The sequence below is a fragment of the Cellulomonas sp. genome (assembly GCF_017744555.1).
In the GTDB taxonomy this organism is placed as follows: Bacteria; Actinomycetota; Actinomycetes; order Actinomycetales; family Cellulomonadaceae; genus Cellulomonas.
This window is the reverse complement of sequence record NZ_JAGIBD010000005.1, coordinates 73,818-88,925: the sequence shown is the minus strand read 5'-3', so window position 1 is coordinate 88,925 and position 15,108 is coordinate 73,818. Positions and strand designations below refer to the sequence as shown.

The window sequence follows — 15,108 nt, the reverse complement described above, 5'->3', positions numbered from 1 at the left end:
AGACCTGCACGTGGTGGCACACAACGTGCACCGGACCCCCTCCGAAGTCGGGGACGCGCCGCACGGGCGGTGCCTAGCGTCAGCGCCATGAGCGACGACGACCGCCCGGCACCGGTGTCCCAGCCCAGGTCAGGCTCTGTTCCGGTGCTCGCGGGCGTCGCGGCGGCACCGGGCTACGCCGGACCGTTCCTGCCTGCCGCACCCCCGCGCCCGCCGACGACGGTCGACCGGATGCTGCGGTCGTTCTGGGCCGCGGCCCGGCGTGCGGCCCCCGTCCGGACGCTCGGGGTGTGCGTGGCCGTCGGCGCGGTCGGCGGTGCGGTGCTGGTCGGGCGGCGACCAGGGATCGGCGCGGCCGTGCTCGGGGTGCTGGTGTGCGCCGCGGTCGTGCCGGTGGTGGTCCGGCGGCGCCGGTTCGGGGACCTTGCGCTGCTGGTGCTCGTCGCGGCGCTCCTGGCCATCCTCGGGGTACGGACCGCCGGCTGGGTCCTCGCGCTCTGCGTGGTCACCGCGGCGTGGGGCGCAGTGGTGGCGACGACGTCGGCGCGCACCGCGCCGTCGGTGGTCCTCGCTCCGCTCACCGCCGCTCTGGGTGCGGTGCGCGCCGTGCCGTGGGTGCGCCACGGTGCGGGTGCGGCGCTGGGCGGCCGCCGGCGCGAGGCGGTGGCCGTCCTGCGCAGCGCGGCGATCACGGTCGGTCTGCTCGCCGTGTTCGGTGCGTTGTTCGCGAGCGCCGACCAGGTGTTCGCGCACCTCGTGCCGCAGGTGCACGGCGACCGGGTGCCGGGCGCAGCGTTCGTCGGGTTGCTCGTCACGCTCGCGGCACTGACGCTCGCGCACCTGGCGACGGCACCGCCGGTGTGGTCGCGCACCCGGCTCAAGGCCGCGCCGGCGGCACGGCGGGCCGAGTGGCTCGTCCCCGTCGTGGCGCTCGACGCGCTCGTCGTCGCGTTCGTGCTGGTGCAGGCGGTGGCGCTGCTCGGCGACCCCGACCGGGTGCTGCCGTCGGGCGTCACGTACGCGGAGTACGCACGTCAGGGATTCGCCCAGCTCGTCGTCGCCACGGCGCTGACGCTCGTCGTCGTGGGGGTCGCCGCCCGGCGCGCTCCACGGGCGGACGCGCGGGACAGGCTCGTCACCCGGGTCGCGCTCGGGGTCCTGTGCGTCGCGACGCTCGGGGTCGTCGCGTCCGCGCTGCGGCGGCTCGACCTGTACGTCGACGTGTTCGGGCTGACGCGGCTGCGGCTGCTCGTCGCGGCCGCCGAGCTCGCGATGGCGGCGGTCCTCGTGCTCGTCCTGGTGGCCGGTGCTCGCGGGTCGGGCCGCTGGTTCCCGCGGGCGGCCGTGTGGGTCGCCGGCGCGGCGGTGCTGGGCCTCGCCCTCGTCAACCCGGACGCCCTCATCCTGCGGCACAACCTCGACACGCAGCCGTCGTCGACCATCGACCTCGTCTACCTGCAGGGCCTGTCCGACGACGCCGCTCCTGCGATCGACGCGCTCGACGAGCCGCTGCGGTCGTGCCTGCTCATGGGCACCGGGCAGGAGACCGAGGACGACTGGCTGAGCTGGTCGTGGGGTCGTCAGCGGGCCCGCGGCATCGAGCCCGAGGTGCCGGTGCCGTCCTGGTGCCCGGCGCGGGTCGAGGTGGGGTGACCGGTCACGGCACGCCGAGCCGTTCGAGCAGCAGCTCCTGCAGGCGCGGGTCGGCGAGGGGTCTGAAGTGGCCCGGGGTGTCCAGGACCACGTCGACGCCGCCGTCGAGCGAGCTGCTTGCCGGGATGTGCGGGTCCCAGAAGCTGAACGCCGACGTGATCCGGTGGTTCACGGCGAGCTCGGCGCGCAGCGCGACGATCGTGGCGTCGGTCGGCTTGAACGCGCGCACGGCCGCAGCCGGGAACCAGCGGGCGTACACCGATCCCGCGAACGGCGTGTTGACCGCGACCATCGACGCGACCCGGTCGTCGGGGTCCTCGCGCAGCATCGCGAGCTTGCCGATGAGGCCGCCCTTGCTGTGCGCGACCAGCACGACGTCCCGCAGGTCCTGCTCGACGAGGTACCGGCCGAGCAGCGTCGCCTGGTCAGGGATGGGCCGGTGGTTGATGCCGAGCTCGGGCAGCACATGGACCCGCACCCCGTGCTCGTGCAGCACGGTCGCGAGCGGCAGCAGGAACTGCCACGGCTCGTACACGCCGGGCACGAGGACGACGGGCGGTCCGGACGGGTGCTCGGGTGTCCGCAGCGCGTCGGGGCCGGTCCGGGTCGTCGCACCGGCGGCCTGCCAGCGCAGCACGAACGCGTAGTCGCGCACGAGCCACCACGCGCGCTGCACCACCCGCCGACCGCCCCGACCCGCGCCGGACGGTCGCGGCTGCTCGGCGGCTCCCGCCTCGGGCACGTGGTCGTCAGGCAGCGCTGACCCCGTCGTCGGAGGCCGGTGGCCGGGCGAGCAGCGACAGGAGAAGCAGCAGCACGATCGCGACGATCGCCACCCCGAGCACGTAGCCCGGGGTCAGCGGAGTTCCGAGGACGAGCGCGAGGCCGGCCCCGACCGCGACGACGACCCGCAGCAGCACCCGCTGCTCGCCGAGCCACTCGCCCACCGGTCCGGTCGTCACGCCCCGACGCTCCCCCGCGCCGCGCACCCACGCGGCGGACCTCGTGTAGCCGGACCGCAGGGCGACCGCCGAGGCGCTCCGGCCGGACACGAACGCGACGGCCGCCACGACGACCCCGAGCACGAACGCGGACCGCAGCGTGATCCTGAGCAGGGAGACGACCTGGTCGTACACGACGACGGCCGCGTCGGGCCGTTGCACCTCGGGCGGCAGGGAGTTCGCGTACACGGACCGGCCGATCGTGAGCGCCAGCCCGAGCACCAGCATCGCCCCGGCGAGGGTCAGCCCCGCGACGACGAGCGCCCGGGACTTGTTCTGCGACAGCATCACGCCGCCTGCGAGGAGCGCGATCACGAGCCACGGCAGCCACGTGCCGAGCACGTCGAGCATCCGGTAGGCGTTCTGCAGCCTGACGAGGTCGGCGCTCTGCGCGAGCGGGAAGCTCGCGTTGATGGTGGGGATCCGGTCGACGATCGTGAAGCCCGCGTTCGAGAGCGCGGCCTTGACCTGCTCGATCACGGGCGTGAGGTCGACGGTCAGGGTGCCCTGTGAGTCGATGCTCGCGATCGCGTCGGGGTCGCCGCGCATCACCGCAACGATCTGCTCGTGCGCGGCCCTGTTCGCCTGCTCCCACGCCGTCGAGAACGCGTCCGACGTGACGACCCGGTCGACGCCCTTGCGGATGAAGGTGGTCGCGGCGTCGACGAGCGGGCCCTGCAGCGCGAGCACCGCGGCCGACAGGCGCGGCGGGAGCCCGAGGTCCGAGACGGCACCCGTCGCCGTCTGGGCGAGGTCCTGGAGGTTCACCGCGTCGACGATCGCGTTCGTCAGCCGGTTCGTGACGGCCGACTGGATCTGCGGGTCGTCGGCCAGCGGCGCGACCGTGGCGAGGTACCGGTCGGTGTCCTCCGCGAGTCCCTTGGCCCACACGGCGACGACCGCCACGGGGGCCAGGAGCGCGGCGACCACGATGAGCACGACGGCGGCCGTCGCCCGTCCGGGACGTCGACGCCGCGGTGGTGCGGCGACCACGACCGTCGGCGGGGCGGCGGACCTCAGGCGGGTGTTCTCGGCCTCGAGCGCCTCCAGCCGCGACCGTAGGGCCGCCACCTCGTCGACCGCGACCGGCTGGGTGTCGCCCGGTCCGGGGATCGGCTGGGTGTCGCCCGGAGCGGGCTCCTCCGGCTCGTCGTCCCCGCTGGGCCTGCTCCGCTCCGCCATGAGGTTTCCTCCCGACATGTCCCGACACGCCCGAATCCCCTGAGCATGGCAGCGTTGCTGGTCAGCGCGCGAGAGATGGCGCGGTACGGTGCGAACGACCCGACTGGTCCCAGCCCTCCGCAGGGGGAGCACATGCCGCGAGCCAGCGACACCGGGCGTACCGCCACGGCCGTCACCGACCCCCGCCGACCGCCACCGTGGCTCCCCCGCGCGCTCGTCATGGGCGTCGTCGCCGTGTTCCTCGCGGCGTTCGCCTGGCGCGCGCTCGGGCTGCTCGGGAACGTGCTGACGATCGTCGTGATCTCGTGGTTCATCTCGCTCGCGATGGAGCCGCTCATCCGCTGGCTCGTGGCGCACGGCGTCCGCCGCACGCGGTCGACGGGCATCGTCATGCTGACGTCGGGGATCGTGATCCTCGCGGTGATCGCGCTGTTCGGCGGCCTGTTCGTCACGCAGGTCGCGGAGCTCGTCGACAACCTGCCGACCTACTACACACAGCTGGTGACGTGGGCGGACACGACGTTCGGCATCGACCTGCCCACGGTCGACGAGGCGACGGACTCGATCGCGGACAACTGGCAGGCGCTCGCCCCGGGGATCCTCGGTGCCGGCGCGTCGATCATCGGTGGGCTGTTCACGCTCACGTCCGTGCTGCTCGTCACGTACTACATGGCCAGCGCGGGACCCCGGTTCCGGGCCGCCGTGCTCCGGCTGTTCGCGCCGAGGCGACAGCGCGAGCTGCTGCGGCTGTGGGAGGTCTCGCAGGAGAAGGTCGCGGACTTCATCAACTCGCGCATCGTGCTCGCGGCGCTGTCGAGCGTGTTCACGTTCATCTTCCTGTCGATCCTGCGGATCCCGTACGCGCTTCCGCTCGCGGTCTTCACCGGTGTCGTGTCGCAGTTCGTGCCCACGATCGGCACCTACATCGCCGGGGCCGTCCCGACGGCGGTCGCGCTCGCCGTCGACCCCGTCAAGGGCCTCCTGGTGCTCGCGTTCATCATCGGGTACCAGCAGGTCGAGAACCTGATCTTCTCCCCCAAGGTGTCCGCGCGGTCGCTCGAGCTCAACCCGGCGATCTCGTTCCTCGCGGTGCTCGCGTTCGGCGCGGTGTTCGGCCCGATCGGCGCGTTCCTCGCCCTGCCGGTCGCCGCGACGATCCAGGCCGTGTCGTCGGTGTACGTGCAGCGCCACGAGCTCGTCGACTCGCCGCTGCTGCAGGAGGACGAGCAGGCGTTGCGCCGCCAGCGCGGCTGGGTGGACCTCGACGAGGAGGAGGCCGACCCCGCGGTCGCGCCGATCGTCGACCGGGCGCAGGACGAGCCTCAGCCGTAGAAGACGCGCTCCACCACGGCCCGCGCACGACGGGCCGTCCGCAGGTAGTCCTCCTCGAGCTCGCCGGCCGAACCCGCCGGGTAGCCCATGACGCGCGCGACGCCGGCGAGCGCCTGCCGGTCGTGCGGCAGGACGTCGGCGTGCGCGCCTTCCTGCCGACCGGTCCACAGCACGTTCGCGTCGCGGAGCCGCGACGCCAGCAGCCACGCGTCGGCGAGCACCCGCGCGTCCTCGGCGTCGACCAGGTCCGCGCGCGCGGCGGCGATCAGCGCGTCGAGCGTGCCGGTCGTGCGCAGGTCCGGCACGTCGTGCGCGTGGAGCAGCTGCAGCAGCTGGACGGTCCACTCGACGTCGGAGATGCCGCCGCGACCGAGCTTGAGGTGCCGGGCCGGGTCGACGCCACGCGGCAGGCGCTCGGACTCGACCCGCGCCTTGATCCGCCGGACCTCGCGCACGGTCGACTGGTCGATGCCTCCGGCCGGGTACCGCAGGGGCGCGATCAGCTCGACGAACCGGTCCGCGAGCTCGGCGTCTCCGGCGACCGGCCGGGCGCGCAGCAGCGCCTGGCTCTCCCACGGCGACGACCACCGCGCGTAGTACTCGGCGTACGAGTCGAACGTCCGGACCAGGGGGCCGTTGCGTCCCTCGGGACGCAGGTCCGCGTCGACGGCGAGCACCGGCTCCGGCCCGACGGCCCCGAGAAGCGAACGGATCTCGGTCGCCACCGACAGCGCGAACTCCTGGGCCAGCACCGCGTCGACGCCCGGCAGCGGGTCGTGCACGAACAGCACGTCCGCGTCGGACGAGTAGCCGACCTCCCGGCCGCCGAGGCGCCCCATCGCGACGATGAGCATGCGGGTGGGGTCCTCGTCGAGCAGCCGTGCCTGCCGGGCCTCCCACTGCGCGACCCGCAGCGCACCCGCGAGCACGACGTCCGCCGCGACCGTGAGGCTCTGCGACGCCCGGATGCCCGTGACGACGTCGAGCACGTCCGCGGCCGCGGTCCGCGCGAGCTCGCGCCGCCGCAGCCCCCGCAGCGCGGTCACCGCGGGCACACGCTCGTGCGCGCGCGTGAGGATCGCGTCGGCCTCGGCCGACAGGCGCGCGTGCGTCCGGGGTTCGAGCTCGCTGTCCTGGCCCAGCCACGTCACCGACTCGGGCGACCGGGTGAGCGCGTCGGCGACGTACCGCGACGTCGACAGGACGCGTGCGAGCCGTTGGGCCACCGTGCCGGAGTCGCGCAGGAGCTTGAGGTACCAGTGCGTGGCGCCGAGCTCCTCGGACAGCCGCCGGAACGCGAGCAGGCCGCCGTCCGGGTCGGGCCCGTCCGCGAACCACCCGAGCATCACGGGCAGCAGCTGGCGCTGGATCGCCGCGCGCCGCGACACGCCCTCCGTGAGTGCCGCGATGTGCCGCATCGACCCCGCAGGGTCGCGGTAGCCGATCGCCGCGAGCCGTGCGCGGGCGGCGTCCGGCGCGAGGCTGGCCTCCTCCGCGGACAGCTGGGCCGTCGCGGGCAGCAGCGGGCGGTAGAACAGCTCCTCGTGCAGCCGCCGCACGTCGCGCCGCACGGTCCGCCACCGGTCGACGAGCCCCTCCGGGCCTTCGGCCCGCATCCCCACCGACCGGGCGAGCCGCCGCAGGTCCGCCTCCGCGGTCGGCATGAGGTGCGTGCGCCGCATCCTGTACAGCTGGATCCGGTGCTCGAGGACGCGCAGCAGGCGGTAGCAGACGGCGAGCTGCGCAGCGTGCTCCCGGCCGACGTACCCGCCGGCGGCCAGCGCGGCCAGCGCGGTGAGGGTGCTCGAGCTGCGGATCGAGTCGTCCGCGCGACCGTGCACGAGCTGCAGCAGCTGGACCGTGAACTCGACGTCCCGCAGGCCGCCGACCCCGAGCTTGAGCTGCCGGTCGGCCTCCGCGGCGGGCACGTGCTGCTCGACGCGGCGGCGCATCGCCTGTGAGTCCTCGACGAAGTGGTCGCGCTGCACGGCCGCCCACACGAACGGCTGCGTCGTCGCGACGTACTCCTCGCCGAGCGCGGCGTCCCCGGCGAGCGGGCGCGCCTTGAGCAGCGCCTGGAACTCCCACGTCTTGGCCCAGCGCTCGTAGTACGCCTTGTGGCTCGCGAGGGTCCGGACGAGCGGCCCGTCCTTGCCCTCGGGGCGCAGCGCCGCGTCGACGGGCCACAGCGCGGGCTCCCCCGACGACGTCGAGCAGACGCGGGCCAGCCCGGCGGCGAGCCGCGCCCCGACCGCGAGCGCCTCCGACTCGTCGATACCGTCGACCGGCTCCGCGACGTACACGACGTCGACGTCGCTCACGTAGTTCAGCTCGCGGGCGCCGCCCTTGCCCATGCCGATCACGGCCAGCCGTACGCCGGCACCGTGGTCGTCGAGGTCGGCCCGTGCCACGGCGAGCGCCGCCTCGAGTGCGGCCCCCGCGAGGTCGGCCAGCGCGGCCGCCACCCCCGGCAGCCTCGACAGCGGGTCGCGGGACGTGAGGTCGGCGGCGGCGATCCGCAGCAGCCGGGTGCGGTACGCGCGACGCATCGCGTCGGTGCCGTCACGGCCGCCGAGCGCGGCGACGGGGACGGCGGCCCCCGGGTCGGCCCCGACGGCCCGCAGCAGCTCGGCGCGCACGTCCGCGACGGGGACGCCGAGGGCCGGCGCGTCGTCGGCCAGGACGTGCAGGTTGGCCGGGTGCGCCACGAGCGTGTCGCCGAGCGCCACCGAGGCACCCGCGACGGCGAGCAGCCGGGCGCGACGCTCGTCGTCGTGCTCGAGGATGTCGCGCAGCAGGGCGTGCTCGGCCGGCTGTGACAGCACTGCGCCGGCGAGCTTGGCGAGCGTGAGCAGCGCCTGGTCGGGGTCGGCGACGTCGGCGAGCGGCGACGGCAGCACCGCTGCGGCGTCCGGGAGCACGTCCAGCAGCGCCGCGTCCGACAGCATGCGCTCGGCCCGCCCGACGTCCGTCACCCCGGCGCGTGTGAGGCGCCCGGCGAGGCTTGCGCCACGCCCCTCGGCGGACGGCGTGCTCATGCGGCCCACCCCGGGCGTACGTCGGTCACCGGGCCCACGGTCACCGTGCTCACAGGACCGGCAGGAACCGCCGCAGCTCGTACGGCGTGACCTGCGCGCGGTACTCGTCCCACTCCTGCCGCTTGTTGCGCAGGAAGTAGTCGAACACGTGCTCGCCGAGCGTCTCGGCGACGAGCTCGGACTTCTCCATCACGGCGATGGCCGACTCGAGCGACGTGGGCAGCGGCTCGATGCCGAGCGCGCGCCGCTCCGAGTCGGTGAGCTCCCACACGTCGTCCTCGGCACCCTCGGGGAGCTCGTAGCCCTCCTCGATGCCCTTGAGACCGGCGGCCAGGACCACCGCGAAGGCGAGGTACGGGTTGGTCGCCGAGTCCACCGCGCGGTACTCGATGCGGCTCGAGTTGCCCTTGCCGGGCTTGTACATGGGCACGCGCACGAGCGCTGAGCGGTTGTTGTGGCCCCAGCAGATGTAGCTCGGTGCCTCGGCGCCGCCCCACAGCCGCTTGTACGAGTTGACGAACTGGTTCGTCACCGCCGTGATCTCGGCGGCGTGCCTGAGCAGACCGGCGATGAACGAGCGTGCCGTCTTCGACAGCTCGAGGTGCCCGCCGGGCTCGTGGAACGCGTTGCGGTCCCCCTCGAACAGCGACAGGTGCGTGTGCATGCCCGAGCCGGGCTGGTCGGACAGCGGCTTCGGCATGAAGGACGCGAACACGCCCTGCTCGAGCGCGACCTCCTTGACGACCGTGCGGAACGTCATGATGTTGTCCGCGGTCGTCAGCGCGTCGGCGTACCGCAGGTCGATCTCGTTCTGGCCCGGGCCGGCCTCGTGGTGGGAGAACTCCACCGAGATGCCCATGGACTCGAGCATCGTGATCGCGGCGCGCCGGAAGTCGTGCGCGGTGCCGCGCGGCACGTGGTCGAAGTAGCCGCCCTGGTCCACCGGGACGAGCGGCTGCGCCGGGTCGGCGGGAGCCTCGAAGAGGTAGAACTCGACCTCGGGGTGCGTGTAGAACGTGAACCCCTGGTCACTGGCCCGCGAGAGCGCGCGCTTGAGCACGTTGCGGGAGTCGGCGAGCGACGGCTCGCCGTCGGGCGTCAGCAGGTCGCAGAACATGCGGGCCGTGCCGTGCCGCTCGCCGCGCCAGGGCAGCACCTGGAACGTCGTCGGGTCCGGCTTGGCGATCATGTCCGCCTCGTAGACCCGCGTCAGGCCCTCGATCGCGCTGCCGTCGAACCCGATGCCCTCGGAGAACGCGGCCTCCAGCTCGGCCGGGGCGACCGCGACCGACTTGAGGATCCCGAGCACGTCGGTGAACCAGAGGCGGATGAAGCGGATGTCCCGCTCCTCGACCGTGCGGAGCACGAACTCCTGCTGCCTGTCCATGCGGCACATCCTGCCCCATGCGAGGGCCGGGACGGTGGCAGGTCCGCGGATGCGTCGCGGCGGGCGGTCCGGGCGTTGACTAGGCTCGACGCCATGCCCGCACCACGCATCGCCCTGGCACAGATCGACACGTGCGTGGGGGACGTCGACGCGAACGCCGCCGCCGTGCTGCGCTGGGCGCGGAAGGCGGCCGACGAGGGTGCCGACCTGGTCGTGTTCCCGGAGATGACGATCACGGGCTACCCGATCGAGGACCTCGCGCTGCGCGCGTCGTTCCGTCGCGGTGCCGAGGCGGCGCTGCAGCGGGCGGCGACGGAGCTCGAGGCCGCAGGTCTGGGCGGCCTCGCGGTCCTCGTCGGCTCGGTCGGCGAGCACGGCGCGACGAGCCCCGAGGGCCACCACCGGCCGACGAACCAGGCGGTGCTCCTGCGGCACGGCCGCGTCGAGGCGCGCTACGACAAGCACCACCTGCCGAACTACGGCGTGTTCGACGAGTACCGGATCTTCACGCCGGGCGACGCGGTGCTGGTCCTCGACGTCGCGGGTCGCCGCGTCGGCGTGGTCATCTGCGAGGACATCTGGCAGGACGGCGGCCCGGTGTCCGAGATGGACGAGCACGACGTCGACCTGCTCGTCGTGCTCAACGGCTCGCCCTACGAGGAGGGCAAGGGCCACGTCCGGACCGAGCTCGCCGCTCGGCGGGCTCGTGAGGTCGACGCCCCGGTCGCGTACGTCAACCTCGTCGGCGGCCAGGACGACCTCGTGTTCGACGGCGGGTCGTTCGTCGTCGACACCGACGGGACGGTGCTGGCGAGCGCCCCGCAGTTCGTCGAGCACCTGCTGCTGTGGGACCTGGCCCCCGAGGGCGAGCCGCAGCGGCCCGGTGAGCGCGTGCCGCCGCTGTCCGCGGACGAGGAGATCTACCGTGCGATCGTCCTGGGCCTGTCCGGGTACGTGCGCAAGAACGGTTTCCGCTCGGTCGTGCTCGGCCTGTCGGGCGGCATCGACTCGGCGCTGACGGCGACCGTCGCGGCCGACGCGGTCGGTGGGACGAACGTGGTCGGCGTCTCGATGCCGTCCGCCTACTCCTCCGACCACAGCAAGGACGACGCGGAGGACCTCGCGAAGCGGCTCGGCGCCGACTACCGGGTGCAGCCCATCGGTGCGATCGTCGACGCGTTCCACGGCGAGCTCGACATCGAGGGCGTCACGGAGGAGAACCTGCAGGCCCGCGTCCGCGGCGTGATCCTCATGGCCATCTCGAACCGCGAGGGTCACCTCGTCATCGCGCCCGGCAACAAGTCGGAGCTCGCGACGGGCTACGCCACCATCTACGACGCCGGCAGCATCGGCGGCTTCGCGCCGCTCAAGGACGTCGACAAGTCCCGCGTGTGGGCGCTCGCGCGCTGGAGGAACGAGCACGCGATCGACCGCGGCGAGCTGCCGCCGATCCCCGAGTCGTCCATCACGAAGCCGCCGTCCGCGGAGCTGCGGCCGGGACAGCTCGACCAGGACTCGCTGCCGCCGTACCACCTGCTCGACGAGGTGCTCGACGCGTACGTCGAGCACGCCGAGGGCCGGGCCGAGCTGCTCGCCCGCGGGTTCGACCCCGCGGTCGTCGACAAGGTCCTGCAGCTCGTCGACCGGGCCGAGTGGAAGCGCCGGCAGTACCCGCTCGGCCCCAAGGTCACCGCTCTCGCGTTCGGCCGCGACCGCCGGCTGCCCGTCACCACCCGGTGGCGCGAGCCCTGACCTGCCCTGTCAGCTGACCCGCGTACGCACCCCGCACGACACCCAGGAGCACCCTCGATGAGCCAGACCCCCAAGCGCGTGCGCGTGCACCACCTGCGTGAGGCCAAGGAGCGCGGCGAGCGCCTGACGATGCTCACGGCGTACGACGCCGTCACCGCGTCGATCTTCGACGCCGCGGGCGTCGACATGCTGCTGGTCGGCGACTCCATCGGGAACACGATGCACGGCCACACGACGACGCTGCCGGTGACGATCGACGACATGATCCCGGCGGCCCGGGCCGTCGCGCGCTCCGCGCACCGTGCGTTCGTCGTCGTCGACCTGCCGTTCGGCACGTACGAGGCCGGCCCCGCGCAGGCGCTCGAGAGCGCGGTGCGGGTCATGAAGGAGACCGGCGCCGCGGCGGTGAAGTTCGAGGGTGGCAAGCGCGTCGCCCCGCAGATCAAGGCCCTGACCGACGCGGGCATCCCGGTGGTCGGCCACCTCGGGTACACGCCGCAGTCCGAGCACCTGCTGGGCGGGCCCCGCGTGCAGGGCCGGGGCGACGCGGCCGCCGAGCACCTGAGCGAGGACGCCGTCGCGATCGCCGAGGCCGGTGCCGTCGCGGTGGTCCTCGAGATGGTGCCGGCTCCGGTCGCCGAGCAGATCACCGAGATCCTGCACGTGCCGACCATCGGCATCGGCGCCGGTGCGGGGTGCGACGGCCAGGTGCTCGTCTGGGTCGACATGGCGGGGATGACCGACTGGTCGCCGCGGTTCGCCAAGCGGTTCGGCGAGGTCGGTGCGGCGCTCCGCGCGGCCGCCACGGCCTACGTCGACGAGGTGCGGGCCGGCACGTTCCCCGACGCGGACCACCAGTTCGACAAGTGAGTCGCGCGCGGGTCGCGACCTGGGCGGCAGCCGCCGTCGTGGGCGCGATCGGCGTCGGGCTCGCCGTACCCGTGCTGGCGGGCCTGTTCCCGGTGGCGCAGCTCGTGTCGTTCCGGGCCGTCCTCGGCCTCGCCGGGATCGCGGGTGCGCTCGCGCTGCTGGCTGTGCCGCCCCTGCGCCGACGGGCCATGCCGGTCGTCGTCGCGCTCGCCCTGGGCGCCGCCGTCCAGGGGGCCGTGCTCGTCTCGCGGGCCGTCCCGCACGGACCCCCGACCACGACGGCGGCCGGGACCACGACCACGCCGGACGACGTCGTCGTCCTGTCGTTCAACACGCTCGACGTGGTGCCGCCCGGGACGCTCGCCGAGCTCGTCGAAAAGACGGACGCCGACGTCGTCGTCCTCGCGGAGACGTCCCCCGCCACGGTCCGGGCCACCGCTGCCGCGCTGGCCGAAGCGGGACGGCCCGTGCAGGTGCACACGTCGGACGCGGACCACCGCTGGATCGCCGGCACCGGCCTGCTCGTCGCGCGCACGCTCGGCGACTACCCGACGGCCACCCGTCTGCCCCTGCACTTCGGCGGCGTCCGGTCCGTCCCCACCGACGGCGCCGGCCCGACGCTGGTCGCGGCCCACCCGATGTCGCCGGGCGGACGCAGCGCGATGCCGACGTGGCGCTCGGAGACCGCCTGGGTGGCGCAGGCGTGCGCGTCGACCCCCGGCGCGATCGTCGCCGGCGACCTCAACGCGACGCTCGACCACCCCGGCCTTCGCGACCTCGGACCGTGCGTCGACGCCGCGCGGGCCGCCGGCGAGGCGTGGCGCGGCACGTGGCCGTCGTCCGCGCCGAGCCTGCTGGCCGCTCCGATCGACCACGTGCTCGTGGACGGGCGGGCGTGGCGCGTCACCGGGTTCGACGTGCTGGGCCGCACGGGTGGCAGCGACCACCGGCCGGTCGTCGCCCACCTCGTCCGGCGCTGACGCGGCCGGCGGACCTCAGCGCTGCCGGTCCTCGTCCTCCCACGCCTTGTTGCGCTCCTTGGCGATCTCCATCGCGCGCGCGGCGTCCTCACGGGTCGGGTACGGGCCCATGAGCTTCGACGCGACGCTCTGCTTGCCCTCCTCGACCTCGTGGGTCTCGGTGTTGTACCAGTACTCCGTCGCCATCTCGGACTCCCTTCGTCGACACCCGCGGGGCGTCGGGTCACGCGGCCGCTCCGCACTCCTTTCCGTAGACTGCCAGGTATGTCGTCCGTGCACGCGCCTAGATCCGCCCTGGTCCCGGGCACGGTGAGCCCCCGCCGCTCCGTCCCGTCGACCATCGCCCGCCCCGAGTACGTCGGGCGTCCCGGACCCGCCCCGTGGATGGGCAGCAACGTGCTGGACGAGGGCACGATCGAGCTGGTCCGTGTCGCGGCGCGCATCGCCGCGCAGGCCCTCGAGGTCGTCGGCAAGGCCGTCGAGCCGGGTGTCACGACCGACGCGCTCGACGCGATCGGACACGAGTTCATGCTCGACCACGGCGCCTACCCGTCGACGCTCGGCTACCGCGGCTTCCCCAAGTCGCTGTGCACGTCCGTCAACGAGGTCATCTGCCACGGCATCCCCGACTCGACCGTGATCGAGGACGGCGACATCGTCAACGTCGACGTCACGGCGTACATCGGCGGCGTGCACGGCGACAACAACGCCACCTTCCTCGCCGGGAACGTCGACGAGGAGTCCCGGCTGCTCGTCGAGCGCACGCGGGAGGCACTCCACCGGGCGATCAAGGCCGTCGTGCCCGGTCGCGAGATCAACGTCATCGGGCGGGTCATCGAGAAGTACGCCGCCAGGTTCGGGTACGGCGTGGTCCGCGACTACACCGGCCACGGGGTCGGACCCGCGTTCCACACCGGGCTCGTCATCCCCCACTACGACGCGGCCCCCGCCTACGACACGGTCATCGAGCCCGGCATGGTCTTCACCATCGAGCCGATGCTCAACCTCGGCACCCCCGACTGGGTCATGTGGGACGACGACTGGACGGTCCTCACGGCCGACGGCAGGCGCAGCGCGCAGTTCGAGCACACACTGCTGGTCACCGACACCGGAGCGGAGATCCTGACACTGCCATGAGCCACGACAAGAAGAAGCACCCCCTCGCGTTCGGCATCGACATCGGCGGCAGCGGCATCAAGGGTGCGCCGGTCGACCTGGAGAAGGGCGAGTTCGCGAGCGACCGCAAGCGCATCCCGACGCCGTCCCCGTCGACGCCCGACGCGGTGTCGAAGACCGTCGCCGAGGTCGTCGAGTCGTTCGACCTCGACAAGGGCGTGCCGATCGGCGTCACGTTCCCGGCGGTGATCCTGCACGGCGTCGCGCAGTCCGCCGCGAACGTCGACAAGTCGTGGATCGGGACCGACGTCGAGGCCGCCGTGAAGCACGCGACCGGGCGCCGGGTGCTCGCGGTGAACGACGCCGACGCCGCCGGGTACGCCGAGGTGCGGTACGGCGCCGCGAAGGACGTGGACGGCGTCGTGCTCGTCGTCACGCTCGGCACGGGCATCGGGTCCGCGCTGATCGTCGACGGGCACCTCGTGCCGAACACCGAGCTCGGACACCTGGAGATCGACGGGCACGACGCCGAGTCGCGCGCCGCCGAGTCCGTCCGTGACCGCGACGGGCTCGACTGGGCCGGCTGGGCCGAGCGCCTGCAGCGGTACTTCTCGGTCGTCGAGAACCTGTTCTGGCCCGACCTCATCGTGGTCGGCGGCGGCGTCTCCAAGCACCACAAGGAGTTCCTGCCGCTGCTCGACATCCGCACGCGCATCATCCCCGCGGAGCTGCGCAACGCCGCCGGGATCGTCGGCGCCGCGGCGCTCGCGGCGGAGGCGCACGGCTGACGGCCGACC

12 protein-coding genes are annotated in these 15,108 nt (G+C 73.6%); 7 read left to right on the top strand and 5 right to left on the bottom strand.

Translation table 11 applies throughout. The features are described 5' to 3' along the window. The first annotated feature begins 87 nt into the window (after positions 1–87). Entirely contained in the window at positions 88–1,653 is a 1,566-nt protein-coding gene (locus J7523_RS05285; protein WP_291883212.1) for a DUF4173 domain-containing protein, read from the top strand. A 4-nt stretch (positions 1,654–1,657) separates the two neighbouring features. On the opposite strand, the gene J7523_RS05280 is transcribed toward J7523_RS05285, so the two are convergent. Both J7523_RS05280 and J7523_RS05275 read right to left on the bottom strand, forming a co-directional pair. After that, on the bottom strand, positions 1,658–2,332 hold the full coding sequence (locus J7523_RS05280; protein WP_291883210.1) for a hypothetical protein: 675 nt from the start codon (positions 2,330–2,332) through the stop codon (positions 1,658–1,660). Positions 2,333–2,402: 70 nt separating this feature from the next. Then, the gene (locus tag J7523_RS05275; protein WP_291883207.1) at positions 2,403–3,836 is read right to left on the bottom strand and encodes a hypothetical protein; all 1,434 of its coding nucleotides are present in this window, start codon (positions 3,834–3,836) and stop codon (positions 2,403–2,405) included. 132 nt (positions 3,837–3,968) lie between these two features. Between J7523_RS05275 and J7523_RS05270 the strand changes: the two genes are divergently transcribed. Next, entirely contained in the window at positions 3,969–5,168 is a 1,200-nt protein-coding gene (locus J7523_RS05270; protein ID WP_291883204.1) for an AI-2E family transporter, read from the top strand. Here the strand turns inward: J7523_RS05270 and J7523_RS05265 are convergent. After that, the gene (locus J7523_RS05265; RefSeq protein WP_291883201.1) at positions 5,159–8,206 is read right to left on the bottom strand and encodes a bifunctional [glutamine synthetase] adenylyltransferase/[glutamine synthetase]-adenylyl-L-tyrosine phosphorylase; all 3,048 of its coding nucleotides are present in this window, start codon (positions 8,204–8,206) and stop codon (positions 5,159–5,161) included. The two genes, J7523_RS05270 and J7523_RS05265, sit on opposite strands and share 10 nt — an antisense overlap. A gap of 49 nt (positions 8,207–8,255) precedes the next feature. Then, on the bottom strand, positions 8,256–9,593 hold the full coding sequence (locus J7523_RS05260; RefSeq protein ID WP_291883197.1) for a glutamine synthetase family protein: 1,338 nt from the start codon (positions 9,591–9,593) through the stop codon (positions 8,256–8,258). 93 nt (positions 9,594–9,686) lie between these two features. Between J7523_RS05260 and J7523_RS05255 the strand changes: the two genes are divergently transcribed. Genes J7523_RS05255 through J7523_RS05245 form a run of 3 tightly spaced genes read left to right on the top strand, consistent with a single transcriptional unit; the run spans position 9,687 to position 13,195 of the window. Continuing rightward, positions 9,687–11,345 (top strand): NAD+ synthase, encoded by a 1,659-nt coding sequence (locus tag J7523_RS05255; protein WP_291883195.1) that lies wholly within the window; start codon positions 9,687–9,689, stop codon positions 11,343–11,345. A 57-nt stretch (positions 11,346–11,402) separates the two neighbouring features. Next, entirely contained in the window at positions 11,403–12,215 is an 813-nt protein-coding gene (panB, locus tag J7523_RS05250) for a 3-methyl-2-oxobutanoate hydroxymethyltransferase (RefSeq protein WP_291883192.1), read from the top strand. Beyond that, positions 12,212–13,195, top strand: a complete 984-nt coding sequence (locus J7523_RS05245) for an endonuclease/exonuclease/phosphatase family protein (protein ID WP_291883190.1) — start codon at positions 12,212–12,214, stop codon at positions 13,193–13,195. The genes panB and J7523_RS05245 overlap by 4 nt, the downstream gene beginning before the upstream one ends. Before the next feature lie 15 nt (positions 13,196–13,210). Here the strand turns inward: J7523_RS05245 and J7523_RS05240 are convergent, their stop codons facing one another. Continuing rightward, a complete protein-coding gene (locus J7523_RS05240; RefSeq protein ID WP_291883187.1) occupies positions 13,211–13,381 on the bottom strand; it encodes an SPOR domain-containing protein in 171 nt (56 codons plus the stop codon). A gap of 78 nt (positions 13,382–13,459) precedes the next feature. Here J7523_RS05240 and map point away from each other — a divergent pair, with 78 nt between their 5' ends. Further along, the gene (map, locus tag J7523_RS05235) at positions 13,460–14,332 is read left to right on the top strand and encodes a type I methionyl aminopeptidase (protein ID WP_291883184.1); all 873 of its coding nucleotides are present in this window, start codon (positions 13,460–13,462) and stop codon (positions 14,330–14,332) included. Then, positions 14,329–15,099 carry a polyphosphate--glucose phosphotransferase gene (gene ppgK, locus J7523_RS05230; protein ID WP_291883180.1) on the top strand — a complete coding sequence of 257 codons (771 nt, stop codon included), beginning with the start codon at positions 14,329–14,331 and terminating at the stop codon, positions 15,097–15,099. Before map ends, ppgK begins: the two co-directional genes overlap by 4 nt. Positions 15,100–15,108: the final 9 nt, after the last annotated feature.

Coding starts and splice junctions, on each gene's coding strand:
- J7523_RS05285 (WP_291883212.1), top strand. CDS start 88: ATGAGCGACGACGACCGCCCGGCACCGGTGTCCCAGCCCAGGTCAGGC.
- J7523_RS05275 (WP_291883207.1), bottom strand. CDS start 3,836: ATGGCGGAGCGGAGCAGGCCCAGCGGGGACGACGAGCCGGAGGAGCCC.
- J7523_RS05270 (WP_291883204.1), top strand. CDS start 3,969: ATGCCGCGAGCCAGCGACACCGGGCGTACCGCCACGGCCGTCACCGAC.
- J7523_RS05265 (WP_291883201.1), bottom strand. CDS start 8,206: ATGAGCACGCCGTCCGCCGAGGGGCGTGGCGCAAGCCTCGCCGGGCGC.
- J7523_RS05260 (WP_291883197.1), bottom strand. CDS start 9,593: ATGGACAGGCAGCAGGAGTTCGTGCTCCGCACGGTCGAGGAGCGGGAC.
- J7523_RS05255 (WP_291883195.1), top strand. CDS start 9,687: ATGCCCGCACCACGCATCGCCCTGGCACAGATCGACACGTGCGTGGGG.
- panB (WP_291883192.1), top strand. CDS start 11,403: ATGAGCCAGACCCCCAAGCGCGTGCGCGTGCACCACCTGCGTGAGGCC.
- J7523_RS05240 (WP_291883187.1), bottom strand. CDS start 13,381: ATGGCGACGGAGTACTGGTACAACACCGAGACCCACGAGGTCGAGGAG.
- map (WP_291883184.1), top strand. CDS start 13,460: ATGTCGTCCGTGCACGCGCCTAGATCCGCCCTGGTCCCGGGCACGGTG.
- ppgK (WP_291883180.1), top strand. CDS start 14,329: ATGAGCCACGACAAGAAGAAGCACCCCCTCGCGTTCGGCATCGACATC.